Annotated in this window: 28 protein-coding genes; 11 read left to right on the top strand and 17 right to left on the bottom strand. The window is 64.2% G+C overall.

The genetic code is table 11. The features are described 5' to 3' along the window. Positions 1 to 40 precede the first annotated feature (40 nt). From AB4M76_RS02345 to AB4M76_RS02320, 6 genes are all read right to left on the bottom strand, one after another. Positions 41 to 766 carry a hypothetical protein gene (locus AB4M76_RS02345; protein WP_368440201.1) on the bottom strand — a complete coding sequence of 242 codons (726 nt, stop codon included), beginning with the start codon at positions 764 to 766 and terminating at the stop codon, positions 41 to 43. Positions 767 to 900: 134 nt separating this feature from the next. Continuing rightward, entirely contained in the window at positions 901 to 1,371 is a 471-nt protein-coding gene (locus AB4M76_RS02340) for an Hsp20 family protein (RefSeq protein ID WP_368440200.1), read from the bottom strand. 149 nt (positions 1,372 to 1,520) lie between these two features. Further along, on the bottom strand, positions 1,521 to 2,297 hold the full coding sequence (locus AB4M76_RS02335; RefSeq protein ID WP_368440331.1) for a serine protease: 777 nt from the start codon (positions 2,295 to 2,297) through the stop codon (positions 1,521 to 1,523). A gap of 107 nt (positions 2,298 to 2,404) precedes the next feature. Beyond that, on the bottom strand, positions 2,405 to 3,727 hold the full coding sequence (gene glcF, locus AB4M76_RS02330; protein WP_368440199.1) for a glycolate oxidase subunit GlcF: 1,323 nt from the start codon (positions 3,725 to 3,727) through the stop codon (positions 2,405 to 2,407). A 130-nt stretch (positions 3,728 to 3,857) separates the two neighbouring features. Continuing rightward, on the bottom strand, positions 3,858 to 4,982 hold the full coding sequence (locus tag AB4M76_RS02325; protein ID WP_368440198.1) for an FAD-binding protein: 1,125 nt from the start codon (positions 4,980 to 4,982) through the stop codon (positions 3,858 to 3,860). Then, entirely contained in the window at positions 4,979 to 6,427 is a 1,449-nt protein-coding gene (locus tag AB4M76_RS02320) for an FAD-linked oxidase C-terminal domain-containing protein (protein ID WP_368440197.1), read from the bottom strand. Before AB4M76_RS02320 ends, AB4M76_RS02325 begins: the two co-directional genes overlap by 4 nt. Positions 6,428 to 6,610: 183 nt before the next feature. Here AB4M76_RS02320 and AB4M76_RS02315 point away from each other — a divergent pair, with 183 nt between their 5' ends. Next, positions 6,611 to 6,967, top strand: coding sequence for a hypothetical protein (locus tag AB4M76_RS02315; protein WP_368440196.1), 357 nt, complete (start codon positions 6,611 to 6,613; stop codon positions 6,965 to 6,967). Positions 6,968 to 6,990: 23 nt separating this feature from the next. On the opposite strand, the gene AB4M76_RS02310 is transcribed toward AB4M76_RS02315, so the two are convergent. The 4 genes from AB4M76_RS02310 to AB4M76_RS02295 form a co-directional block, all read right to left on the bottom strand. Continuing rightward, positions 6,991 to 7,386, bottom strand: coding sequence for a VOC family protein (locus tag AB4M76_RS02310; protein WP_368440195.1), 396 nt, complete (start codon positions 7,384 to 7,386; stop codon positions 6,991 to 6,993). 78 nt (positions 7,387 to 7,464) lie between these two features. Beyond that, the gene (gene rlmH / locus AB4M76_RS02305; RefSeq protein ID WP_368440194.1) at positions 7,465 to 7,935 is read right to left on the bottom strand and encodes a 23S rRNA (pseudouridine(1915)-N(3))-methyltransferase RlmH; all 471 of its coding nucleotides are present in this window, start codon (positions 7,933 to 7,935) and stop codon (positions 7,465 to 7,467) included. Between the two features lie 23 nt (positions 7,936 to 7,958). Continuing rightward, positions 7,959 to 8,330 carry a ribosome silencing factor gene (gene rsfS / locus AB4M76_RS02300; RefSeq protein WP_368440193.1) on the bottom strand — a complete coding sequence of 124 codons (372 nt, stop codon included), beginning with the start codon at positions 8,328 to 8,330 and terminating at the stop codon, positions 7,959 to 7,961. Between the two features lie 184 nt (positions 8,331 to 8,514). Continuing rightward, positions 8,515 to 9,870, bottom strand: a complete 1,356-nt coding sequence (locus AB4M76_RS02295; RefSeq protein WP_368440192.1) for a mechanosensitive ion channel family protein — start codon at positions 9,868 to 9,870, stop codon at positions 8,515 to 8,517. A gap of 275 nt (positions 9,871 to 10,145) precedes the next feature. On the opposite strand from AB4M76_RS02295, the gene leuC reads away from it, so the two are divergent. Then, complete coding sequence (gene leuC / locus AB4M76_RS02290) at positions 10,146 to 11,552, top strand: 3-isopropylmalate dehydratase large subunit (protein WP_271692824.1); 1,407 nt, start codon at positions 10,146 to 10,148, stop codon at positions 11,550 to 11,552. A gap of 38 nt (positions 11,553 to 11,590) precedes the next feature. Here leuC and AB4M76_RS02285 read toward each other — a convergent pair whose 3' ends face one another. Further along, the gene (locus tag AB4M76_RS02285; protein WP_368440191.1) at positions 11,591 to 11,806 is read right to left on the bottom strand and encodes a DUF2945 domain-containing protein; all 216 of its coding nucleotides are present in this window, start codon (positions 11,804 to 11,806) and stop codon (positions 11,591 to 11,593) included. Between the two features lie 78 nt (positions 11,807 to 11,884). Between AB4M76_RS02285 and leuD the strand changes: the two genes are divergently transcribed. The 4 genes from leuD to leuB all read left to right on the top strand — a co-directional run bounded on the left by leuD (position 11,885) and on the right by leuB (position 15,786). Continuing rightward, positions 11,885 to 12,490 (top strand): 3-isopropylmalate dehydratase small subunit, encoded by a 606-nt coding sequence (gene leuD / locus AB4M76_RS02280; RefSeq protein WP_368440190.1) that lies wholly within the window; start codon positions 11,885 to 11,887, stop codon positions 12,488 to 12,490. Between the two features lie 292 nt (positions 12,491 to 12,782). Further along, the gene (locus AB4M76_RS02275) at positions 12,783 to 13,613 is read left to right on the top strand and encodes a hypothetical protein (protein ID WP_368440189.1); all 831 of its coding nucleotides are present in this window, start codon (positions 12,783 to 12,785) and stop codon (positions 13,611 to 13,613) included. 56 nt (positions 13,614 to 13,669) lie between these two features. Beyond that, positions 13,670 to 14,608 carry an endonuclease/exonuclease/phosphatase family protein gene (locus AB4M76_RS02270; protein ID WP_368440188.1) on the top strand — a complete coding sequence of 313 codons (939 nt, stop codon included), beginning with the start codon at positions 13,670 to 13,672 and terminating at the stop codon, positions 14,606 to 14,608. Positions 14,609 to 14,679: 71 nt separating this feature from the next. Further along, positions 14,680 to 15,786, top strand: a complete 1,107-nt coding sequence (gene leuB / locus AB4M76_RS02265; protein ID WP_368440187.1) for a 3-isopropylmalate dehydrogenase — start codon at positions 14,680 to 14,682, stop codon at positions 15,784 to 15,786. A 204-nt stretch (positions 15,787 to 15,990) separates the two neighbouring features. Here the strand turns inward: leuB and map are convergent, their stop codons facing one another. After that, positions 15,991 to 16,821 carry a type I methionyl aminopeptidase gene (gene map, locus AB4M76_RS02260; RefSeq protein WP_368440186.1) on the bottom strand — a complete coding sequence of 277 codons (831 nt, stop codon included), beginning with the start codon at positions 16,819 to 16,821 and terminating at the stop codon, positions 15,991 to 15,993. Positions 16,822 to 16,872: 51 nt separating this feature from the next. Then, positions 16,873 to 17,580, bottom strand: coding sequence for a DNA/RNA nuclease SfsA (gene sfsA, locus AB4M76_RS02255; protein WP_368440185.1), 708 nt, complete (start codon positions 17,578 to 17,580; stop codon positions 16,873 to 16,875). Between the two features lie 47 nt (positions 17,581 to 17,627). Here sfsA and AB4M76_RS02250 point away from each other — a divergent pair, with 47 nt between their 5' ends. From AB4M76_RS02250 to AB4M76_RS02235, 4 genes are read left to right on the top strand one after another with little or no spacing between them, the layout of a single operon-like run. Beyond that, positions 17,628 to 18,347 (top strand): competence/damage-inducible protein A, encoded by a 720-nt coding sequence (locus AB4M76_RS02250; protein WP_368440184.1) that lies wholly within the window; start codon positions 17,628 to 17,630, stop codon positions 18,345 to 18,347. Beyond that, the gene (locus AB4M76_RS02245) at positions 18,344 to 19,060 is read left to right on the top strand and encodes a GNAT family N-acetyltransferase (protein ID WP_368440183.1); all 717 of its coding nucleotides are present in this window, start codon (positions 18,344 to 18,346) and stop codon (positions 19,058 to 19,060) included. Before AB4M76_RS02250 ends, AB4M76_RS02245 begins: the two co-directional genes overlap by 4 nt. Before the next feature lie 11 nt (positions 19,061 to 19,071). Beyond that, entirely contained in the window at positions 19,072 to 19,641 is a 570-nt protein-coding gene (locus AB4M76_RS02240; protein ID WP_368440182.1) for a peroxidase-related enzyme, read from the top strand. Further along, positions 19,638 to 20,591 carry an OmpA family protein gene (locus tag AB4M76_RS02235; RefSeq protein ID WP_368440181.1) on the top strand — a complete coding sequence of 318 codons (954 nt, stop codon included), beginning with the start codon at positions 19,638 to 19,640 and terminating at the stop codon, positions 20,589 to 20,591. The genes AB4M76_RS02240 and AB4M76_RS02235 overlap by 4 nt, the downstream gene beginning before the upstream one ends. 3 nt (positions 20,592 to 20,594) lie before the next feature. On the opposite strand, the gene AB4M76_RS02230 is transcribed toward AB4M76_RS02235, so the two are convergent. Further along, positions 20,595 to 21,026, bottom strand: coding sequence for an Lrp/AsnC family transcriptional regulator (locus AB4M76_RS02230; RefSeq protein ID WP_368440180.1), 432 nt, complete (start codon positions 21,024 to 21,026; stop codon positions 20,595 to 20,597). Positions 21,027 to 21,149: 123 nt separating this feature from the next. Between AB4M76_RS02230 and AB4M76_RS02225 the strand changes: the two genes are divergently transcribed. Beyond that, positions 21,150 to 22,391, top strand: a complete 1,242-nt coding sequence (locus tag AB4M76_RS02225; protein WP_368440179.1) for an MFS transporter — start codon at positions 21,150 to 21,152, stop codon at positions 22,389 to 22,391. On the opposite strand, the gene AB4M76_RS02220 is transcribed toward AB4M76_RS02225, so the two are convergent. Genes AB4M76_RS02220 through AB4M76_RS02210 form a run of 3 tightly spaced genes read right to left on the bottom strand, consistent with a single transcriptional unit; the run spans position 22,388 to position 24,395 of the window. After that, on the bottom strand, positions 22,388 to 23,302 hold the full coding sequence (locus AB4M76_RS02220; RefSeq protein ID WP_368440178.1) for an ornithine cyclodeaminase family protein: 915 nt from the start codon (positions 23,300 to 23,302) through the stop codon (positions 22,388 to 22,390). The two genes, AB4M76_RS02225 and AB4M76_RS02220, sit on opposite strands and share 4 nt — an antisense overlap. After that, positions 23,299 to 23,919 carry an HAD family hydrolase gene (locus AB4M76_RS02215; protein WP_368440177.1) on the bottom strand — a complete coding sequence of 207 codons (621 nt, stop codon included), beginning with the start codon at positions 23,917 to 23,919 and terminating at the stop codon, positions 23,299 to 23,301. Before AB4M76_RS02215 ends, AB4M76_RS02220 begins: the two co-directional genes overlap by 4 nt. A gap of 23 nt (positions 23,920 to 23,942) precedes the next feature. Next, positions 23,943 to 24,395: a YaiI/YqxD family protein gene (locus tag AB4M76_RS02210; protein WP_368440176.1), complete on the bottom strand. Its 453-nt coding sequence runs from the start codon at positions 24,393 to 24,395 to the stop codon at positions 23,943 to 23,945. Positions 24,396 to 24,398: the final 3 nt, after the last annotated feature.

The raw sequence follows: 24,398 nt of genomic DNA, 5'->3' as shown, positions 1-24,398 counted from the left end.
TCACGCATAGGCCGCGCCCCTGCCGGGCGCGGCCTTTTTGTTAGCTGGGAAAGACCTGCGCCAAAACCGCGTCGAAGCGCGCCCAGCTGATCGAGGCTTTGTTGCCCGCATAGCCCGCGTAATGTGACCTGCCGCTGCTGTTGGGCAGCCCGGCCCAGATTTTCGCGAGGTTGTTCATAAAGGCATGACGGCTGATCCGCCCCGCCCGCAGCCGCGACAGCCCGGCCTCATTCAGCAGCACATCGGCCAGACGGTCCTGCAACTGCGGTGAGAACCGCGCGGAGGGCGGCACATCCAGCAGCCGCATCACCCGTTTCAAGGTCGCGGGGATGAATTGATAGCGCCCAATCGCATGGGGCTGGCCGGGGGTGCGGTCGATCCAGCGATAAATCTCTGCCACGGTCATCTGCGTGGGGCGTTTGCCCGGCTTGATCCTTGCGCCGTGCTGCACCGCGTCATAGCCATCGCGGCGCGATTCCGCTTCCTCGATCAACGCGCGGATCACCATGACATCCGCCGCGCCGGAGCGCTGCAAGGGCGCGGCGGCAAAGACCGGTTCATGCGCGGGTCGGTCAGCGAAGAATCCCGTCGCCGCGCGTCCGATAAACAGACTGGGCGCGGCGCGGTCCTGGGCGGGGAGGCTGGCCTGTATGAGACCCCCACGGGGCGCGGCATCGGCGCGGGGCAGGAGCGAGACAGCCTCGGCCCATAAAGGACCGGGCAAGAGCATAAGGGCCGCGAAGGCCTTAAGGACAGCATTCTGCAAGGCGGTGATCCATTCTGGTTTCAGCGGCAGAATGGCGGGCAGAGGTTGATATTTCGTTTGGGGCCAAGGATCGCGCTGGCATAAAAAAGGCCCGCCGGGCGGGGCGGGCCTTCGCAAAGCTCACTGAGCGGCGTTTAGTTGACGGATTTCGCGTCAACAACGTCCTTCTCAATGGCTTTCACGTCCGAGGAAATCTCGATCTGACGTGGTTTCAGCGCTTCCGGCACCTGACGCTCCAGTTCAATATGCAGCATGCCATTGACATGGGCCGCACCGATCACGTGCACATGGTCGGCCAGATGGAAGCGGCGTTCAAAGGCGCGGGTCGCGATGCCGCGGTGAAGGTAGGTCTTGTCCTCATCCTCATCCGCTTTGCGCGCCGAGACGATCAGCGCCTTTTCCCGCACTTCGACGCTCAGATCACTGTCCGAAAAGCCCGCAACGGCGATGGAGATGCGGTAGGCATCGTCCTCAAGCTTTTCGATATTATAAGGGGGGTAGCTGGGGGTGGCCCCATCATTGGTCAGCACACGGTCCATCATATTAGCGATCTGGTCGAAACCGACGCTGGACCGGTAAAGCGGTGCAAAATCAAACGTACGCATATCTTCATCCTCATCTTTGAGCGATTGACGTATCGGGCCTTCCACCATTGGACAGACCCGGTTTTCGACTGCCGAAGCCCTCAACAGGCACTTCGGCAAAGCTCATATGTGGAGGGCAGAATGCGCTTTCAAGACCCTGTGACGCGATTTCAGGGCCGGACGAATTTTGCCCCGGTTCCGCGCTGTTGTTGATCCACCCGGATGCGTTTTCCCGCCGAGCCAGAGCCCAGAAAGACGCCTTTGCCGGCGACGAGTTCGGCCTGCAACAAGGCCAAAGGCGCGCCGAGCGCCGTGCCGAGCGAGACCTGCTCACCCTCGACCTCGGCCTTGGCGGAGACCACCGAGACGATATGCGCCTCGCCGGCGACAAAGCTGAAGATCGGCGCACCGCTGGAACCGAAATCGACGGAGCAAGAGGTGACCAAGACCCCCTCTTGCTGGGCCAGCACCTTGCAGACCTCTTGCAGGGAGGGGGCTTCGGCGCGGTCGCGGGCATAGCTCACCACGCCGACCCGCGCGCCCGGACGGGGGCGGGCGGCGGTGCCAAAGGGGCGGATCGTGGTGTTGCGGATCGGGCGGGACAGTTCCAGTAGCGCCAGATCATTGCGCACCCGGCCCGAGGAGACCTCGCCATCATAGACATAGTCCGGATGTACCACGGCGCGGCGGATATCGCGGTAGGCCCCCGCGCGGCCATTGCGCCAGCCGGCCAGAAACTGCACCTTGCCATGGTCAATGCGGGCCTTGGTCTCGCGGTCAAACAGGCAATGCGCCGCGGTGAGCACCAGCCGGGGGGCGATCAGCGTGCCGGTGCAAAAGCCGGTGCCGCCGATGTCGAGCCGTCCCACAGCCTCCCAGGCGGCGGCGTCGATGCCGTTGTCCAGCGCCCTGAGCGCCGTGTCCTGCGCCGGGGCCGCCGTCGCCATGGTAATCGCGGCCAGAATAGCCGCCAAAAACTGTCGCAAAATGCACCTCGAAATCATGTCCCACCCCCGCATATATCAGAGCGGTGCGGCAGAAATAGGGCGGCGGCTCAGCGCAATCGCTGCACGTCGGGGGTGCGATCTGCCCCGCGCGTCAATGCGGGTGGTTTCGGCCCGCCACAGGCCCAGTCCAGCAGTTCCACAGTATGCACCACCGGCACGCCCGTGGCAGAGCCGATCTGCATCATACAGCCGATATTGCCCGCCGCGATGACATCGGGGTTTTTGGCCTCTAAGGTCTTGACCTTACGCTCTTTGAGCTGCTTGGAAATTTCAGGCTGCATGAGGTTATATGTTCCCGCTGAGCCGCAACACAGGTGGCTGTCGGCAGGTTCCACCACGGTGAACCCGGCGTCTTTCAGCAGTTTCTTCGGCGCGCTCTTGATCTGCTGGCCATGCTGCAAGGAACAGGCGGCGTGATAGGCGACGACCATTTCCGGCGCCTCAGTAATCGGCAGATCCAGGTCCGCCAGCAGTTCCGTCACATCGCAGGCCAGCGCCGAGACCTTTGCTGCATCTGCGGCCAGCGGATCGTTGCGGAACATATGGCCATAGTCCTTGACCGTCGTGCCGCAGCCAGAGGTGTTGATGACGATGGCATCGAGCCCCGCGCCGTCGATCTCGGCCCCCCATGCGCGGATATTTCTTGCGGCATGGGCGTGGCTGTCGTCGGTCTTGCCCATGTGGTGGGTCAGCGCCCCGCAGCAGCCTGCGCCCTTGGCCACCACCACTTCGCAGCCCGCACGGGTCAGCAGGCGGATGGTGGCATCGTTGATATCGGTGTTGAGCGCGCGCTGGGCGCAGCCGGTCATCAGCGCCACGCGGCGGGTCGTTTTGCCCTTGGCGGGGAAGCACTGCGGGGCGTCATTGGGGCTGACCGGGGGGATCACCTTTGGCGCCATCTCCAGCATCGCGCGGAGCCGGGCGTCGGGCATCACCCGGGCAAAGGGCCGCCCGACCTTGGCCCCAAGCAGGGCCAGCCGGAACCGGGTGGGGTAGGGCAGAATACGCGCCAGCAGCCAGCGCAGGGCGCGCTCGCCCAGAGGGCGTTTGTAGCGTTCCTCGATATAGGCGCGGGCATGGTCGATCAGATGCATGTAATGCACGCCAGAGGGGCAGGTGGTCATACAGGCCAGACAGGAGAGGCAGCGATCGATATGTTGCACGGTCTTTGCGTCCGGATCGCGGTCTTTCTCCAGCATGTCCTTGATCAGGTAGATGCGGCCGCGCGGGCTGTCCAATTCATCCCCCAAGACCTGATAGGTCGGGCAGGTTGCGGTGCAAAACCCGCAATGCACACAGGCGCGCAGGATCTCATTGCTGCGTTTGGTGTCGGGGTTTTTCAACTGGTCGGGGGTGAAGGTCGTTTGCATGAAAGCTCCGAGGTTTATGGGCCGCGCAAAGGGTCGGCCAGCGCAAGACCGAACCAGGGCGCGGGCCGTGTCAGCTGGCGAAAGGCCCAGGGGCCGCCCCGAAAGACCGTCAGGAAGGTTGCCGCCAAAGTCACGGCTGCCCCGCTCGGTCCCGATTGAGGATGCCGCGCGGATCGAATTGCGCGCGCAGCCCGGCCCTGAGCCGCGTCACGCCGGGGGAGGCCGGTTGCTCTCGGGCACATGCGGCCCGTGTTTCCGCCGCAGCCCGCACCCATGTCGCATGGCCCTCGTAGTTGCCCAGCCGGGCACGCAGATCGGTGCCGGGGGCCATGCGCAGCCAGACGAGCCCGCCCGCCCAATCGAAAAGATGCGCCTCCGCCGCCGCGCGGTTTGCGATTTCGACTGCCTCGGTCGGGCGGCAGTGCACCCGCCAGACATCGCCCGGCGCCTTGGCGAAGGCCGTTACATCGCGCTGCTCTTGCCATGCGGCCTCAGATTCTTCGGCCTCAAGAACCCGCATGTCCGCGCCCACCGGGGCCAGCAATGCGCGCAGCCGGTCCAAGCGGTAGCGCACCGAGGGCGCGAAACCTTCGAGCCGCAGGAGGGTCAGCCTCCGCGCCGGATCATGGGCCGCGCCGGTGACTTCAAAAGGGCTGCGCATCGCCTGCGCCATCGCCTTGACCGCCTTATGATCGTCTAACCCCGCAAGGCAGAGCGTGGCGCTGGTTTCCGGCACCGGCATGACTTTCAGCGCAACCTCGGTCAAGACGCCAAGGCTGCCGCAGGAACCGGCGATCAGCTTCACCAGATCATAGCCGGTGACATTCTTCATCACGCGCCCGCCGTTCTTGACGATCCGCCCCCTGCCATCGACGAAACGCACCCCCAACAGGAAATCCCGCGCCGCCCCGACGCTGAGCCGCCGGGGGCCGCTGATATTGGCCGCAAAGACCCCGCCGATGGTCGGCGTGCCACTGCCGCCCAGAAGCGCGCGGTGGTCCATCGGTTCAAAGGCCAGACGCTGACCCTCGGCGGCAAGGGCGTCTTCGATTTCCGACAGGGGGGTGCCGGCCTGCGCGACCAAGGTGAGCGCGCCCGGCTCATAAAGGCGGATGCCGCTCAGCCCCGCGACAGACAGCGCCGCCCCGCATCCCGCCATGCCGCGGGTGTTGCCGCCCTGCACCGACAGGGGGCCCTCCGCCCCCCGGATCGCCTCGGCCAGTTCCGCCTCGCCTGTCACTTCCGTCGCGCTCATGCCGCCACAGGCCCGCTGCGGCGGCGCTCTTCGGTCACATCCAGCGGAAAGACCTTGGCCGGGTTGAGCAGCCACGCCGGATCAAACACATCCTTCACCGCCAGCTGCGCCGCCAGATCGTCGCGGCCATATTGCACATGCATCAGGTCGCGTTTCTCGATCCCGACCCCATGCTCGCCGGTCAGGCAGCCGCCGACCTCGACGCAAAGCCGCAGAATATCGGCCCCGAAGGCTTCGCATTTCTCCAGCTCGCCGGGGGTGTTGGCGTCAAACAGAATGAGCGGGTGCATATTGCCATCGCCCGCGTGAAAGACATTGCCGACCCGCAGCCCGTAGTCCGCCGACATTTCGCCGATCCGCCGCAGCACCATGGGCAGTTCGGTCACCGGGATGGTGCCATCGAGACACATATAGTCATTGATCTGCCCCATCGCGCCAAAGGCCGATTTGCGCCCCAGCCAGATCGCGGCGCTTTCCTCGGCGCTGGTGCTTTCGCGCAGTTCCACCGGGTTGTGGCGGCGGGCGATTTCGGTGATCAGGGCAAGCTGGTGGTCGATCTCGGCCTCCGAGCCTTCGACCTCGACAATCAGCAGCGCCTCGCACATCGGGTAGCCCGCATGGGCGAAAGCCTCGGTGGCCTCGATACAGGGGCGGTCCATAAATTCGATCGCCACGGGCAGCACGCCCGCCTTGATGATGTCGCTGACACAGGCCCCCGCCACGGCGTTGTCGTCGAACCCCATCAGCACGGGCCGCGCGCCTTCGGGTTTGGGCAGGATGCGCAAGGTGGCTTCGGTCACCACGCCAAGCTGCCCTTCAGAGCCGCAGATCACGCCCAAGAGGTCGAGCCCGCCCGCATCCATATAGCCGCCGCCCACCTCGACCACTTCGCCGTCCATCATCACCATGGTCACACCCAGCAGGTTGTTGGTAGTGACCCCGTATTTCAGACAATGCGCCCCGCCCGAGTTCATCGCGATATTGCCGGCGATGGCGCAGGCCAGCTGGCTCGACGGGTCGGGGGCGTAGAAAAACCCGTCCTCCTCCACCGCGCCGGTGACGCTGAGGTTGGTGCGCCCGGTTTGCACCCGGATCAAGCGGTTGTCGTAATCGACCTCAAGCACCTCGGCCATGCGCATCACCCCCAGCACCACGCTGTCCGCCGTGGGCAATGCGCCCCCGGCGAGCGAGGTGCCAGAGCCGCGTGGCACGACCGGCACGCCTTCCTCATGGCAGATGCGCAGAATGGCGGAGACCTCCTCGGTGCTCGCGGGCAGGGTGACGGCCATGGGCGCGCAGGTATAGGCCGTGAGCGCGTCGCATTCATAGGCGCGGGTCTCATGTTCGTCATCGATCACCGCCGCCGCTGGCAAGGCCGCCCGCAGCTTGGAGACCACCCGCGCCTTGCGCGCGATGATCGCGGCATCTGGTAGGGGCATCTCCATGGCGGTCCTCCGGTGTTTCAGACATGCAGCAGCGCATGATTGTTGCTATGATGCCGCGCAGCTGGTGCAATTGCACCACTGATTTTTGCAACTTTGACAGGAATTGGCCCCGCTGACTCTGCTTGACCTTGGAACAGGGGCGAATCGCACTATATGTCAGCCTGTTATTGTGAGTGGTTTTAGATGTTTAAGCGCAGTCTCATTGCCAGCGTTCTGGCCTTTACGGCCCCGGCTTTGGCCGATCCCCCGATTGTTCAGAACGTGGTGGTCTCTCGCTATGGCGATCTGTGGAGATTCGATGTCACCCTGCGCCATAACGATACCGGCTGGGGTCATTATGCCGATGCCTGGCGTGTGGTTACGCCTGACGGCCAGCCGCTTGGCACCCGCAATCTGGCCCACCCCCATGTCAAAGAACAGCCCTTCACGCGGTCGCTGTCGGGGGTGCGTATCCCCGAAGACATCACCGAGGTGGGCATTCAGGCGCGTGACAATGTCGATGGCTGGGCGGATGCGATCACCCCGGTCCGCTTGAGGTAAGCAAGACCCGTTCCCGCCCGGCCCTAGGTCTGAGGCTGAAGCATCGCAGCGCCATTGCCTTCGCAGTCCTGAAACGCCACATAGCGGCCAACCCCCGGAACCTCGGCCGGTTCTCCCAAAACGCGCCCGCCTGCCTGCGTAACCCGCTCCATGGCCGCATCAATGTCCTCGACCGAGATCACGACCAAGGGGGTCTGAGAGGGGTAGTCTTCTTTATGGGGAAACAGACCGCCGTTGATTTCCCCTGCTTTCGTGGGGCGGCTGTCCTTTGTCTCCGTGGTTTCAAGCAGCACATAGTCCCCCATATCGGGGCCCATCTTCTGGGTCTGCCAGCCGAATGCGTCTTCATAAAATTTCGCGGCCCGTGCGGCATCGCGGTAAGGCATTTCGAAATGAACGACAGGGCAAGGTTTTGGCATGGGGTGGTCCTTTGCTGATGCGTTATCTGCAAACTGTACCACATCCGATCGCCCCTTGGGGACTTTCGCTAAGGCAGGCTAGACCCGGTGGTAGGGCCCACCTGACAGGATCGCGGCCGCGCGGTAGAGCTGTTCGGCCAGCATGACCCGCACCAGCATATGCGGCCAGACCATCTTGCCAAAGGACAGCGCGTGATCCGCCTGTGCGCGCAGGCTGGGGTCAATCCCATCCGCCCCGCCAATGACGAAGGCCAGATCGCCGCGCCCGGCGTCGCGCCAGTTGCCAAGCCGGTCTGCGAAAGCGGGGGAGGTTTCAACCTTGCCGCGTTCGTCCAGCACGCAGACCACCGCCCCTTGCGGGATCGCGCGCTGCAACAAGACGGCCTCGGCCGCCATGCCGCCGCCCTTCTTGTCCTCCAGCTCCACCACCCGCGCGGGGCCAAGGCCCAGACCGCGGCCGGTGCGGTCAAAACGGGTGAGATAGTCATCGACAAGAGTTTTTTCGGGACCGGCGCGAAGCCGGCCCATGGCGCAGATATGGACCCGCATGGCTCAGTCCCGCAGGGGCGGGATCAGTGCGGCATGGCCGAAGCCGCGTCTTCGCCGCCCAGCCACATCTTTTCGAGCTGGTAGAACTCACGCACTTCGGGGCGGAACACATGCACGACGACATCACCGGTGTCGATCAAGACCCAGTCGCCGGTTTCGCGGCCTTCCATCTTGGACGTGCGCCCGGTGGCGTCTTTGACGGCCTGCACCAGCTTTTCCGAGATCGAAGACACTTGCCGCGAGGAGCGGCCCGAGCAGATCACCATATAGTCGCCGATGGCCGTCTTGCCGCGCAGATCGATCTGCACGATGTCTTCGGCCTTGTCGTCATTCAGCGAGGAAAGGATAAGCGCCAGCAGGTCGTCGCTGGTTGCGATTTGCGAGGCGGCAGTCATCGCGGCCCCATGGTCAGCAGCCTGCGCTGCGTCAACGGTAAGAGACAGGACATTGTCCTCCTTCGTAATGCACCAACAATGCTGAACGCTTGCCCCGGTGCCGAGCAGTCTTAATTTAGCGCCCCGAGGGGCATTTTTCAATGGATTGCGTGTCTACAGCGTTAACCGTGGCGCAAATCCCCGCCTAGTCGCGCCGCTCGCCCGGGGCAGGCGCGCGCGAGAGCGCCAGTTGGCTGTCCTCGACCAATTTTACCTCGCGCTGCGGGAAGGGGATGGAGATGCCGTGTTCCTTGAAGGCATCCCAAAGCGCCAGATAGACATTGCCACGGATATTGGTCAGCCCGCCGGTCGGGTCCTTGATCCAGAAGCGCAGGATGTAATCCACCGACGAATCGCCAAAGCCGACGATATGGCAGACCGGGGCCTTATAGCTCAGCACCCGGTCCACGCTTTTCGCCGCCTCCACCGCCAGTTTGCGCACCAGATGCGGGTCATCGGCATAGGCCGTGCCAAAGAAGATATCGAGCCGCACAAAGTCATTGGAATGCGACCAGTTCACCACCTGCCCGGTGATCAGGTCTTCGTTCGGGATCAGGAATTCCTTACCATCGCGGGTGACCACGGAGGCATAGCGCGCGCCCAGCGTCTGGATCCAGCCAAAGGTCTCGCCCAGAGAAATCACATCGCCGGGCTTGATCGACTTGTCGAGCAGGATGATCACGCCAGAGACAAGGTTCGACACGACCTTTTGCAGGCCAAAGCCAAGGCCCACACCAATCGCGCCCGACAGCACGGCGAGCCCGGTGAGGTCGATCCCCACAGAGCGCACCCCGATAAAGAACGCCAGCCCGTAGAGCAGAATCTGCACGCCTTTCACGGCCAGCACCTGCATCGAGGGGCTGATGTCCTCGTTCTTGCGGATCGTCGCCGCCGTGGTGGTGCTGAGCAGCCGCGCCATGGTCAGGAGCGCACCCACCACCACCAGCGCCGTCAGAATGGTCAGGACCGAGACCCGGAACTCTCCGATAGAGAGCGCCAGACCGTCGAGAAACACCGCCACTTCATCGGTGACATTGAGCATATAGAGCGTGGCGTAGATCCACAGGCCCCATGTCACCATGCGCCGCAGCGGGCGGTTGCGCACCAGGCGCGCGGCAAAGGCGATGCCGACATAGATCGTGGCCAGCGTCGCCGCCAGGCCGATCAGATAGGAGCGCGACGGCCAGGTGATATTCTGCATCACCTGATGCAGCAGCCCCGCCAGCACTGCGAACCAGATCAGCCCCAGCCGCCGCCGGACCTGCACTACCACGCGCAACTGCCATTTCGACCAGCCCTCGCGCGAGCGGGCCCAGTTCTGCAGCAGATTGCCGGTGACCCGGTGCAGCACCCAGGCCAGCGCCACCAGCGCCAGCAGGATCAGGATCTGGTTTTGCCGCCAGCCGGGGCTGAGGATGCTCTCGCCAAAACCAAGCACCCCATCAAACAACGCTTTGAGCGAAACGAGAAAGTTCGCAAAGGGGTGGGTCTCCGGGATCATGCGCGGCCTTTGGTTTGCGGAAGATCAGCGTGGCACAGCCCCCGCTCTGGGGCAAGAACACCCTGTACCGCCACCCGCGCCCTTCGCCCCCGATCTCAGCTTGCGAGATGCGTCAAGGCTCTGTATCTCTTGGGCCATGATACTGGTGTTTGACCTTTGCGACCGTGCGCGACTGCGCGAACGCTTCTTCGGAGCGGCGCATAGCGTTCTCGCACGGCTGTAAGCCCGCGACCCGCTACACCCTTTGCCATTCCAAACCACGGGAGAGGACCATCATGTCCCCCAAGACGCTCTATGACAAAATCTGGGACGCCCATGTCGTCCATGAAGCCGATGACGGCACCTGCCTGCTCTATATCGACCGCCATCTGGTGCATGAAGTAACCAGCCCGCAGGCCTTTGAAGGGCTGCGCATGTCGGGCCGCACCGTGCGCGCGCCGGACAAGACCATCGCCGTGCCGGATCACAACGTCCCCACCACCGAGGGCCGCGAAGACCCCGAGGCGATGACCGAAGACAGCCGCATTCAGGTCTCGGCCCTCGACAAGAACGCCCGCGAGTTCGGCGTGCATTACTACCCGGTGTCGGACATCCGTCAGGGCATCGTGCATATCGTCGGCCCCGAGCAGGGCTGGACCCTCCCGGGCATGACCGTGGTCTGCGGCGACAGCCACACCGCGACCCACGGCGCTTTCGGCGCGCTGGCCCACGGCATCGGCACGTCTGAGGTCGAACATGTTCTGGCCACCCAGACGCTGATCCAGCGCAAGGGCAAGAACATGAAGGTCGAGATCACCGGCAAGCTGCGCCCCGGTGTGACGGCCAAGGACATCACGCTGTCGGTCATCGGCGCCACCGGCACGGCGGGCGGCACCGGCTATGTCATCGAATATTGCGGCGAGGCGATCCGCGATCTGTCGATGGAAGGCCGCATGACCGTCTGCAACATGGCGATCGAAGGCGGCGCACGCGCGGGCCTCATCGCGCCGGATGAAAAGACCTTTGAATATTGCAAAGGCCGTCCCCACGCCCCGAAAGGCGCGCAATGGGAAGCGGCGATGGACTGGTGGAAAACCCTCTTCTCTGATGAAGACGCCCATTGGGACAAGGTCGTGACGCTGAAAGGCGAAGACATCGCACCGGTCGTCACATGGGGCACCTCGCCCGAAGACGTGCTGCCAATCGACGCCACCGTGCCCGCGCCTGAGGACTTCAAGGGCGGCAAGGTCGATGCGGTGAAACGTGCGCTGGAGTATATGGACCTGAAGCCGGGCCAGAAGCTCACCGATATCGAGATCGACACGGTCTTCATCGGCTCCTGCACCAATGGCCGCATCGAAGACCTGCGCGCCGCCGCCGAAGTGCTGAAAGGCAAGAAGATCAAGGACGGTCTGCGCGCCATGGTCGTGCCGGGCTCGGGCCTTGTCCGGGCACAGGCAGAGGAAGAAGGGCTGGCGGATATCTTCCGCGAGGCCGGTTTCGAATGGCGGCTCGCGGGCTGCTCCATGTGTCTGGCGATGAACCCCGACCAGCTCGCCCCCGGCGAACGTTGCGCGGCCACGTCGAACCGCAACTTCGAAGGCCGTCAGGGCTATAAGGGCCGCACGCATCTCGTGTCCCCCGGCATGGCCGCGGCGGCCGCGCTGACCGGCCATCTGACCGACGTGCGCGAATTGGCGTGAGCGCGCGGGGAATGGATACCAAGCGCGTTGCGCGGGGCTCAGTCGGCCTTGCGCAGCTCGCTGCCGGACTTCAGCACTTCGCTGCCGTCGTCCTGTTCGATCTTATAGGCCGGTTCGTCACCGCTCGCCTTGCGGGTCACCTCGCTGCCCTGCAGCTTCAGCGTGATCTTCTGCGTGTATTTCTTGACGATCTTGCCGGTCCCGGTGCCATTGCCCCAGTCCCATTCCACCTTCGTGCCTGTCTGGTACGACATGCCATGCCCTCCTGATACCCAATAGCCTGAAACGCGCCGCAGGGCGGTAGAGTTCCGGCGAGACCAAAGGACAACCCGATGGAAAAGTTTACAGAAATCACCGGCACCGCGGCGCCCATGCCGCTGGTGAACATCGACACCGACATGATCATCCCCAAGGTGTTCCTCAAGACGATCAAACGCTCCGGCCTTGGCGTGAACCTCTTTGACGAGCTGCGCTATGACCGCGACGGCAATGAGATCCCTGATTTCGTGCTGAACAAACCGCAATACCGCGACGCGCAGATCCTTGTGGCGGGCGACAACTTCGGCTGCGGCTCCTCGCGCGAACATGCGCCTTGGGCGATCAAGGATTTCGGCATCCGCTGCGTCATCGCGCCCAGCTTTGCCGACATCTTCTACAACAACTGCTTCAAGAACGGCATCCTGCCCATCGCGCTGCCGCAAGAGCAGGTCGATGTGCTGATGAAAGACGCCGAGAAAGGCTCCAACGCGCGGATGACGATTGATCTGGAAAACCAGACCGTCACAACATCGGATGGCGAGCAGTTCTCCTTCGAGGTCGACGCTTTCAAAAAGCACTGCCTGCTCGAAGGGTTGGACGACATCGGCCTGACGCTGGAAAAAGGCGCGGCGATCGACAGCTACGAAGACAGCCTGAGCCAAAGCCGCCCCTGGGTCTGACCGCGGGCGCGAAGCAGAATCGCTATTAAGATCAATCTTGTGGGCGGCAAAGCCTCGCCCACAAGATGTGGCAGTCTGCCAATTTCCCGTCACGGAATTGATGCAAGAACGCACCACCCTTTCCCTGAAAACGCCGCATAGCTCCGCTGTTCTTGGGCCGAAGGCTTGAGGCCCCTGCGGAAAGAAGGCACAATTTGGGCAATAATGAGGCAAGCCCCGCAACCGGGGCACAGCAAGTTGGGACAAGCGCGCGGCACTGTATCGCGGCTGGCCAGTTTGGAAGGGCAGTATAGTGATTGGACGTATGACAGGCGCGGCGACGCGTGGCCTATTGGTGGCGCTATTGATCGCCACCCCCGCGCTCTTGCTGCCCGGCTCTGATGCCGAAGCCAGTCAGATCACGCTGCTGATCGCCTTCGTCGCCGCCCTGTTGACCTTCCTCGAATATAACTCCCGCCTGCCCAGCATCGTCGAGTTCCGCGATGCGCCGCCGTTCAACCGGCTGCGGTTCATGAGCCTGATCTTCACGGTCCTCGTGCTGTCGCTGATCGCGCGCGGGCAGACCTATCCGACCATGCTGACCACCGGGCTGACTTTGCTCGGCACCATTCTGGGCAATGCGGTCGATTTTCCCTATTCTCCGGTGCGGCTAGTGGTGCTGATGCTGCCCGCAGATGCCAGCGCCGAAACGGTCAATCTGGTGCGCACATCGGCTGGCTTGGCCTATCTGGTCTCGCTCGTCGCGCTGATCGCGTTTCTGCTGCTGGTGCGGGTCATGGGCTGGCCGGCCCGTCAGGGGGCCTTCAACGTCTGGGTCAACCTGCCGCTCTTCGACCCCACCGCCGGGGGCGATGTGCTGCACCGTCTGCAACGCGACGCGCGGATCAATATCGCGCTTGGCTTCCTGCTGCCGTTCCTGATCCCGGCGGTGGTCAAGGCGACCGCTGATCTGGTGGTGCCGATCTCGGTCAGCAATTCGCAGACCATGATCTGGACGATCAGCGCCTGGGCCTTTCTGCCCGCCAGTATGATCATGCGGGGCGTCGCCATGGGGCGCGTGGCCGAGATGATCCAGGACAAACGCCGTCGCGCCTATGCCGATGCGCATTTGCAGGCCGCCTGATCCGCGCGCTTCTCCCTCTCCTGCTGCTCCTCGCGGGCTTGGCGCAGGCCGAGCCTTTGCGCATCGCCACATTCAACACCGAGCTTTCGCGCAAAGGCCCCGGCCTGCTCCTGCGCGACATCCTGCGCCGCAGAGACCCTGCGATCGCCGCGGTCACCGAAGCGATCCTTGCCACCGCCCCCGATATCATCGTCCTGCAAGGCATCGACTACGACCTCGAAGGCCGCGCGCTCAACGCGCTCGCCGCGCGGCTGGCGGATGCGGGGCTGTCCTATCCGCATGGTTTCGCAGGGCCGCCCAATGCCGGGCTGCAAAGCGGCATCGATTTGGACGGGGACGGTACGCCCGGCGGCGCAGGCGATGCGCAGGGCTATGGGCGGTTTTTCGGGCAGGGGGCCATGGCAATCCTGTCGCGCTACCCCCTCGCCACCGACCAGCTTCAGGATTTCAGCACGCTGCTCTGGAAAGACCTGCCCGGTACGCTCTACCCCAAACCGGATGGCACACCTTTCGCCGGGCCACAGGCCCATGCCACCCAGCGGCTGTCGTCCAACAGCCATTGGTCGCTGCCGGTCCTAACGCCCGACTATGGCCCCGTCACCCTGCTGACCTATCACGCGACGCCCCCGGTCTTTGACGGAGCAGAAGACCGCAATGGCCGCCGCAACCATGATGAAACAGCGCTTTGGCTGCACCACCTGGAGGGCCGTATCGGCACCCCGCCAGACGGCCCCTTCGTGCTGCTGGGCGACGCCAATCTCGACCTGCGCCGCAGCGATGGCAGAGCGGAGGCGCTGCGCAGCCTGCTGACCCATCCCAGCCTGCAAAACCCAATGCCCGACGCCCCGACCGCAAATTGGCAAAGCACCGGCCCCATGCGCGTCGACTATATCCTGCCCTCGCGCGACTGGCAGGTGACCGACAGCGGGCTGCACTGGCCCCAGGGCGAAGGCGCCAGCCGCCACGCGTTGATCTGGGTCGACCTCACGCGCTGAGCCCGCCGCTATCTTGACCCTCCGGAACCCGCAGGCTACCCCCATTGCAACCGTATTTTCAGGAGTTTCCCATGGCCAACCCATCCTTGCTCATCCTCCCCGGCGACGGCATCGGCCCCGAGGTCATGGCGCAGGTCACGCGCATCATCGACTGGTTCGGCGAAAAGCGCGATCTGGCCTTCGACGTAGAGCATGATCTGGTGGGCGGTGCGGCCTATGACAAACACGGCACGCCCTTGCATGACGATACGATGGCCCGCGCCCTCGACGTCGACGCGGTGCTCTTGGGCGCCGTCGGCGGCCCGAAATACGACGATCTCGACTTCTCCGTGAAACCCGAGCGCGGCCTCCTGCGTCTGCGCAAGGAAATGGACCTCTTCTCCAACCTGCGCCCCGCGCAATGTTTCGACGCGCTGGCCGATTTCTCCTCGCTGAAGAAAGACGTGGTCGCGGGCCTCGACATCATGATCGTGCGCGAACTGACCTCCGGCGTCTATTTCGGCGAGCCGCGCGGCATTTTCGAGGAAGGCAACGAACGCGTCGGCATCAACACGCAGCGCTACACCGAAAGCGAGATCGAACGCGTCGCCCGTTCCGCCTTTGAACTGGCCCGCCGCCGCGGCGGCAAGGTCTGTTCGATGGAAAAAGCCAATGTCATGGAAAGCGGCATCCTCTGGCGCGAAGTCACCCAGCGGGTCCGCGATGCCGATTACCCCGATGTCGAGCTGAGCCATATGTACGCCGACAATGGCGCCATGCAGCTCGTGCGCGCCCCGAAACAATTCGACGTCATCGTCACCGACAATCTCTTTGGCGACATCCTCAGCGACTGCGCCGCCATGCTCACCGGCAGCCTCGGCATGCTGCCCTCGGCCAGCCTCGGCGCCCCCAATGCCGATGGCCGCCCGAAAGCCCTCTATGAGCCCGTGCACGGCTCCGCCCCCGACATCGCGGGCCAGGGCAAGGCCAACCCGATCGCCTGTATCCTCAGCTTCGCCATGGCGCTGCGCTATTCCTTCGACCAAGGCGAAGAAGCGGCGCGTCTGGAAAAAGCCGTCGAACAGGCGCTGGCCGACGGCGCCCGCACGCCTGACCTCATGGGCCCCGAAGGCGGCACCCCGATCACCACCGAGGAAATGGGCAACGCCATCCTCAAAGCACTCGACGCCAGCCTCTAAAACAGCGGGGCGGGGATCGTACCCCGCCCCCCCCTTCATCCTTTTAAAAATACCCGCGGGGGAATCGCGCTCTGCGCGATGGGGGCAGCGCCCCCTTCGTCACCCCGTCAACAAGCTAACCGCGCTTACAGCCGGCCTGCCACGCCCCGCAATGTCCGGCGGTGCTGACCGCCAGCGCCCATCGCCAATCCCAAACTGCTTGGGTCAGTCCTGGCGGTAGGTCGGGTGGAACAGCCCGCCGGGCGACAGGGTAAAGATCTCGACCCCATCTTCGGTCACGCCCACCGAATGCTCAAACTGGGCCGAGAGCGATTTGTCGCGGGTCACCGCCGTCCAATCATCGGCCAGGGTCTTGGTCTCGGCCCGGCCAAGGTTCACCATCGGCTCGATGGTAAAGAACATGCCCGGCTCCAGCACAGCCCCCGTGCCGGGGCGGCCATAGTGCAGCACATTGGGCGGTGCGTGGAACACCTGCCCAAGGCCATGGCCGCAGAAATCGGTCACGACAGACATGCGGTGGCTTTCCACGAAGGTCTGGATCGCATGGCCGATGTCACCAAAGGTATTGCCCGGCTTCACCGCCTCAATCCCGCGCATCAGACTGTCATGGGTCACGTTGATCAGACGCTCGGCCTTGCGCGACAGTTTGCCCGCGACATACATCCGGCTGGTGTCGCCGAACCAGCCATCAACGATCACGGTCACGTCGATGTTGAGAATGTCGCCGTCTTTGAGCTTCTTGTCGCTGGGGATGCCGTGGCAGACCACATGGTTCACCGAGATGCAGCTGGCGTGCTGATAGCCCTTATAGCCAATGGTCGCGGATTTCGCCCCGGCGGCATTGACCTTTTCTTCGATCAGCCGGTCGAGCTCTCCGGTGGTTTGCCCCGGAAAGACATGTTCGGCGATCTCATCAAGGATCGTCGCGGCCAAACGGCCCGCCGCATGCATCCCTGCGTGATCCGAGGGTTCATAAATGCGAATGCCGTCGCGCGTCTGGCGGCCTCGGTGTGCGTTGTTCACCGCTCTCTCCATCCTTGTGTTCGCTCCTGTTTAGCGTGGCTTTTGGGGGAGGGCCAGTGCGGCTCAGCCCAGAAGGGTAAGTGGTTCGGCCAAAGTCACGGCCTGTGGGGTGATATGGGTGCCGATGGCATAGGTTTCCAGACCTGCGGCGCGGGCGGCCTCAAAGGCCGCGGCATAGGTCGGGTCGATATCCGCCGCCAGTTGCATCTGCCTGCAGTCGGTCCGTTGCACGAGGTAGAGCAGCACGGCCCGCTGCCCGGCCTGCGCCATCTTTGCCAGTTCGCCCAGATGTTTCGCCCCGCGGGCGGTCACGCTGTCGGGAAACTCGGCCAGCCCGGCCCGTCGCGAGAGCGTCACCGATTTGACCTCGACATAGGCATCCGGCAGCCCCTCGCCGCGCAGCAGAAAGTCGATGCGGGAGTTCTCCCCGTATTTCACTTCTGGCCGCACCTCGGTATAGGCCGCCAGCGGTGCCACCTCGCGCGCCATCAGCGCCGCCCGCATGGCGCGGTTGGGCAGGGCGGTATCGACCCCGGTGAAATGGCCGTTCCCATGATCGACCAAGCGCCAGCCGTAGTTCAGCTTTTTCTTCGGGTCGTCATTCGGCTCCAGCCAGATCCGGCTGCCGGGGTCCGCCAGCCCCATCATCGAGCCGGGGTTGGCGCAATGGGCGACCACCTCTTCGCCGGTCTCCTCCAGCACGCAATCGGCCAGAAAGCGTTTGTAGCGGCGGATCAGCCGGGCGGGGACAAGTTCGGTTTGAAAGCGCATGGGGCGCGGCCTATACCGAAGTGGAGCCATCCTCAAGGAGCCGCCCCATGCCCAACCCCACCGCTGCGATGATCGTGATCGGCGACGAAATCCTCTCAGGCCGGACCCGCGACAGCAATATGCATCACCTTGCCGGGGCGCTGACCGAAGTGGGCATTGATCTGAAAGAGGTGCGCGTGGTCTCTGACGATCACGGCGCGATCATCGCCGCGGTGCAGGCGCTTTCGAAAGCCTATACCCATGTCTTTACCTCGGGCGGGATCGGGCCCACCCATGACGACATCACCGCCGATTGCATCGCCGCGGCCTTCAACCGCGAGATCGACGTGCGCGAGGATGCACGCCAGATTCTGGCCGACCACTATGCCCGCAGCGGGACCGAGTTGAACGACGCCCGCCTGCGCATGGCGCGGATCCCCGAAGGGGCGGTGTTGATCGAAAACCCGGTCTCGGCCGCGCCGGGCTTTGTGGTGGAGAACGTGCATGTCATGGCCGGGGTGCCTGCGGTCTTCGAGGCGATGGTGGCCAGCGTCCTGCCGGGGCTGACGGGCGGGCGGCCACTGATCAGCCAGACCCTGCGGATCGACCGGGGTGAAGGCGATATCGCCGGGCCGCTGGGGGCCTTGGCCGAGGAATATCCGCATCTGTCGATGGGCAGCTATCCGTTTCAGAAAGACGGTATCTATGGCGCCCATGTGGTAATCCGCGGCAGTGATCCCGGGATGGTCGAGGCCGCGATGGACAAGCTCAAGGCCGCTTTCGCATGAGCGCAGCAGAGGCGTATTTTGACGCGGGAGAGGCGACATGGCCCGCCGCGCGGCGCTTTGACCACGGGCCATGGACCCTGCGCGAGGGGCAGGGTGGCGGCAAACGCGTCTCTGCCGCGACAGCGCGGGGGGCGGTGACGAACGCCGATATCCCCGACGCCGAAGCCGCCATGCGCGAGATCGGCCAGCGCCCGCTGTTCATGCTCCGCGAAGGCGAGGAGGCGCTTGACGCGCTGCTGGCGGCACGCGGCTATGAGGTGCTGGACCCGACCCTCATTCTCAACATGCCGCTGCGCAGGCTGACCGATCTGCCAATGCCCCCGGTCACCGCCTTTTGCATCTGGGAGCCGCTGGCGATCATGACCGAGATCTGGGCCGCAGGCGGCATTGGCCCGGCGCGTCTTGCCGTGATGGAACGCGCCGCGACCAAGACCGGCATCCTCGCGCGCTGGAACGAGAAACCCGCCGGCGTCGCCTTTGCCGGGCTGCATGAAGACATCTGCATGGTGCATGCGGTCGAGGTCTTGCCACACCAGCAGCGTCAGGGCGTCGCCACATGGATCATGCGCGCCGCCGCGCATTGGGGGCAGGCGCAGGGCGCCGAGCACTTGTCGGTGCTGTGCGTTGAGGCCAATACCCGCGCACAGGCGCTTTATGCCAAGCTGGGCTTTGCCCCGGTCGGGCGCTATCATTACCGTCAAAGCCCGGAATAAAGGAGCCGCCCATGGCCAAAGACCAGCCCACCGCCCTTGATCTGCCGATGGTCGATCCGCTGCCCGCAGACACGCAGAAATACTTTGACGTCTGTCAGGAAAAGCTCGGCATGGTGCCCAATGTGCTGCGCGCCTATGCTTTTGACATCGACAAGCTGAACGCCTTTACCGGCATGTATAACGACCTGATGCTGGGCGACAGCGCGCTCAGCAAGCTGGAGCGTGAGATGATCGCGGTGGCGGTGTCCTCGGTCAACAAATGCTACTATTGCCTTGTGGCCCATGGGGCGGCGGTCCGCGAATTGTCGGGCGATCCGCAGCTGGGCGAGGCGCTGGTGATGAACTACCGCGTGGCCAAGATCAGCGCCAAACAACGCGCCATGCTGGATTTCGCGGTGAAGCTGACCGAGGCCAGCGCCAAGGTCGAAGAAGCCGACCGTCAGGCGCTGCGCGACGCAGGCTTCACCGACCGCGACATTTTCGACATCGCCAGCGTGGCGGGGTTCTTCAATATGACCAACCGGGTGGCCAGCGCCACCGACATGCGCCCCAACGACGATTACCACGCGCAGGCACGATGAGCCGCGCGGGCCTCAGCGCGGCCCTTTTCGCGCTGTTGTTTGCCGCCCCCGTGGCCGCGCTCGACCTTGCCCTGCCCAGCACGGCGCGGATGACGGCGGAGCGCAACACATCGCCGGACCGCTATGCCGCCCCGGTCGGCGTCTTTGCCGAAGGGCAGGTGGCGCGGGTCAATATCGACGGCGAGGTGCGCCGCGCGGCCTGGCGGCTGGACACGCCCGGTCTGACCGCTTTGCAGGTGATGCGCCCGCTGCGGCGGCAGCTGCGCGAGGCGGGCTATGACATCGTGCTCGACTGCAGCGCCAAGGAATGTGGCGGTTTCGACTTTCGCTTTGCCATCGAGGTGCTGCCGGGGCCGAATATGTATGTCAATCTGCGCTCCTATCACGTCGTCACCGCCCTGCGCCGGGACGCGGAGGGCAGCCCAAGCCAAGCGGTGAATATTCTGGCCAGCACGGCGGCGACCTCGGCCTATGTGCAGATCATCCAGGCCAGCAGCGCCGATGCGCCAGAGGCCGCGCGCGATGCGGTTACGCCAGAGCCCACCGCCGCGCCGCCGCTCCCTGCCGCGGCGGGGGATCTGGCCGCGCGCCTGAAACAGGATGGGCGGCTGGTGCTGGAGCGGTTGGAATTCGAGACCGGCACATCCGACCTTGGCGCTGGCCCTTTTGAAACGCTGGCGCAATTGGCCGATCTGCTGAAATCGGACACCAGCCTGCGGGTCGCGCTGGTGGGGCATACCGATGCCGTGGGCGGGCTTCAGGGCAATATCGCCCTCTCGCGCAAGCGGGCGGAAGCTGTGCGGCAACGGCTGGTAGAGGCGCATGGCGTCGCGGCGGGGCGGCTTGAGGCGCAGGGGGCGGGCTATCTTGCCCCCCGGGCCAGCAACCTCACCGAAGCGGGCCGCGAGCAGAACCGCCGCGTCGAGGTCGTGCTGCTTTCGGCGGAGTGAGCGCTATTTGGTGACGGTCATCTGGGTGGCGAGCAGCAGGTTGGTCTCGCTCGACGTCACCCCCTGAATCCGGCGGATTTTGCCCAGCACGCTGTCGAGCTCTTCGACCGTCTCGGTGCCGGTCTCGACAATCAAATCCCATTTGCCATTGGTCGCATGGATCGCCTGCACGGCGGGCATCCCGGCCAGCAGCCGTTTGATCCGGTCGGTGCCGGCGCCTTCGATCGCCAGCAGCGTATGGCCCCGGATCGGGCTATGCTGCATGTCTTCTTTCAGGATCAGCGTAAAGCCCAGGATCGCGCCGGAGGTCACCAAGCGCTCGACCCGCGCCCGCACCGTCACCCGCGACAGGCCGGTGGCGGCGGCAAGGGCCGAATAGGACATGCGCGCATCGCGGCGCAGTTCTGCGATGATCTTGTTGTCGATCTCGTCCATGGGGATCCCGTTTGCTTTGTGGGTTAGGGTTTACGGCAGAGCGGGCAGGCTGACCAGCCATTGGGGATGTGCAATTGACGACGCCGGGGAAACCCATAATCTGCCTTGGAAAGGATTTCCTCCATGCAAAGCCGCGCGCCCCTGTTCACCCCGGTCCTGATTGTCGGATGTATCATCATCATGGTCAGCTTCGCGGTGCGGGCCTCCTTTGGCGTGTTCCAGATCCCGATTGCCGCGGAATTTGCCTGGGCGCGCAGCGAGTTTTCCCTCGCCATCGCGATCCAGAACCTTGCCTGGGGCGTGGGCCAGCCGATCTTTGGCGCGCTGGCGGAAAAGATCGGCGACCGGCGCGCGATCATCATCGGGGCGGTGGTCTATGCTCTGGGGCTGCTCTTGTCGGCCAATTCCGCCACGCCGATCGAGCATCAGACCTATGCCTGGCTGGTGGGGTTCGGCATTGCGGGCACCGGGTTTGGCGTGATTTTGGCCGTGGTGGGGCGCGCCGCCTCGGATGAAAACCGCTCCATGTCGCTCGCCATTGCCACGGCGGCGGGCAGCGCCGGGCAGGTCTTTGGCGCGCCGGTGGCGGAATGGATGCTGGGTTTCATGTCGTGGCAGATGACCTTTGTCAGCTTCGCTGCCGTGATCCTTGCCATGCTGCTGACCCTGCCGATGATGCGCGCGCCCGCCATGGCCAGCCGGGCCGAGCTTGAGGAATCGATGGGCCAGATCCTCGGCAAAGCCTTCCGCGATCCCTCCTATACGCTCATTTTCCTCGGGTTTTTCTCCTGCGGCTATCAGCTTGCCTTTATCACCGCGCATTTCCCCGCCTTCGTGACCGAGATGTGCGGCCCGATCCTCGCCGGGGGCGTGCTGCATAACATCGGCATCACCACCACATCGGCGCTTGGTGCGGTGGCGATCTCGCTCATCGGGCTGGCCAATATCGCGGGCACGCTGCTGGCAGGCTGGGCAGGCAAACGCTATTCCAAGAAATATCTGCTGGCGGGGATCTATGTGGGGCGCACGGTGATTGCGGCGGCTTTTATCATGTTCCCGATCACGCCCGGGACGGTGATCCTTTTTTCGGTCGGCATGGGCGCGCTCTGGCTTGCCACGGTGCCGCTGACCTCCGGCCTCGTCGCGCATATCTACGGGCTGCGCTACATGGGCACGCTTTACGGGATCGTGTTTTTCAGCCACCAGCTCGGCAGTTTCCTCGGCGTCTGGCTCGGCGGGCGGATGTATGACATTTACGGCAGCTACACCGGCGTCTGGTGGGTCGGCGTGGCCGTGGGGGCCTTTAGCGCCGTGGTGCATCTGCCGATCCGCGAGAAACGGCTGGAGGGGCTGGTGACCGCTTAACGCGCCCGCCAGCTTTCCAGAATATGCCGCGCGGTCATCAGGTCGAGATGCGCGCCGCCGCCGTTTTTGAACAGGGTGATCTCCTCCTCGCTTTGGCGGGTGAAGGCGGTGAGGTCGTAGTAATCTGCGATCAGGTGGTCGCGGGAGATGGTGTCGGCTTCAAGCGGGATATTGACCTCGCCAATATGGCCCACGGTGGTGTCGAAACTGTCCACGAAGACCCGCGCACGCAGCAATGCTGCGTCGTCGACCTCGCGCATGTCGGGGCGGTAGGCGCCGATCAGATCAATGTGCTGGCCGGGTTGCAGCCAGTCGCCCATGATCAGCGGGTCGGTCGACATGGTGGCAGAGGTGACGATATCGGCGGCGCGCACCGCCTGCTCCAGATCGGTCGCGACATCGATCTTGAGCTCTGCCGCCATGGCCTCGGCGTTCTTTGCGGTGCGGTTCCAGACGGTGAAACGCGCCTGCGGGAAGGCGGCGGAATAGGCGGCGTGGAGCGCGCGGCCTTGGGTGCCGGCGCCGACGATCAGGATGTTCTCGCTATCCGGGCGGGCGAGGCGTCGGGCGGCCAAAAGGCTGTCGCCGGCGGTTTTCCATTTGGTGACGAGGTGAAAGTCGACAATGGCAGCGAGCGTCCCGGTTTCATCGTCGAAAAGTGACACGCCGCCATTGACCATCGGCATCTCGCGCTCCGGGTTGCCGGGGAAGATCGTGGCCGATTTCACCGCAATGCCGAGCCCGTCGATCCATGCGGCGCGGCTCAGAAGCGTGTCCTTGCCGCGGTAAAGGAAAGTGTCGCCAATCTCGGCCTTGGGCAGATCATGCCCCGCCGCCAGCGCATCGGTGAGCGCGACCCAATCGAGCAGCGCTTCGCCTTCGTCAAAGGAAATGTTGGGGATATCGGTCATGCGGCTTCCTTCTTGCTGAGCAACCCTGCTGCGACCAGACGGTCGGCCCAGCCCTGCGGCCCGGTAAAGTGATGTGTTTGCCAGCCGCGCGCGGCGGCGGCGGCGATGTTATCGGCGCGGTCGTCGGTAAAGAGCAGCGCTTCGGGCGGCAGCCCGCTGCCCTGCTCGACCGTTTCATAGATCGACGGCGCGGGTTTGATCATGCCGAGATGGCCCGAGATAAAGTCGCGGTCAAATTCGCGCAGGAAAGGATAATGGGTGGCGGCCAGATCATAGCTCTGGATGCCAAAGTTGGTGAGCGAGAAGACCGGCACGCCCCGCGCTTGCAGCGCTTTCATCAGCCGCAGGGAATGGTCGATCACCGGGGCGGCCATCTCGATCCAGCGGTCGTGCCAAAGGCGGATTTCATCGCCCCAATCAGGCGTCGCCTCGGCCACGGCATAGATCGTGTCGCGAAAGTTCTCGCCACTGTCGACACGGTCGTTCATCCCGTGCAGGTCCACCGCGTCGAACATGGCGCGGCGGCGGTCTTCGCCGATGACGCTGTCGTAAAAACGTTCTGGTTGCCACTCGATCAGCACATTGCCGATGTCGAATACCACGGCTTGCGGTGTCATCCTGCTCATCCTCTCATTTCGGGCTAAGCCCGTGCTGCGGCACGCAATTCCCGCTCCAGCGCCTCAAGGAAACGGGAGCGGTCGGCCTTTGTAAACCCTTTGCCGCCGCCTTGGCGAAAGGGGTCGGCGGCGCGCAGGTCGGTCATCAGATCGCGGGTCGCCAGCACATTGCCAATATTGGCCTCAGTGAGTGCTTCGCCATTGGGTTTCAGCACCCGCGCGCCAGCTTCGACGCATTTGGCGGCCAGCGGAATGTCCCCGGTCACCACCACATCGCCCTTACCGCAACGGTCCGCAATCCACATGTCGGCCACGTCCGGCCCGTCAGGCACGATCACCACCTCGACCAGCGGGTTCTGCGACAGGCGCAACCCGCCGTTGGAGACGAGGAACATCTTGATCTTGTGCCGGGTCGCGACCCGTTCGGCCTCGGCCTTAACCGGGCAGGCGTCGGCGTCGATGTAAAGCGCGGTCATGGC

Origin of the sequence: Sulfitobacter sp. PS-8MA, from assembly GCF_040933935.1 — a bacterium.
GTDB lineage: Bacteria > Pseudomonadota > Alphaproteobacteria > Rhodobacterales > Rhodobacteraceae > Sulfitobacter.
Note: the sequence above shows the minus strand (reverse complement) of the source record. Positions and strands in the feature narration are given on the sequence as shown.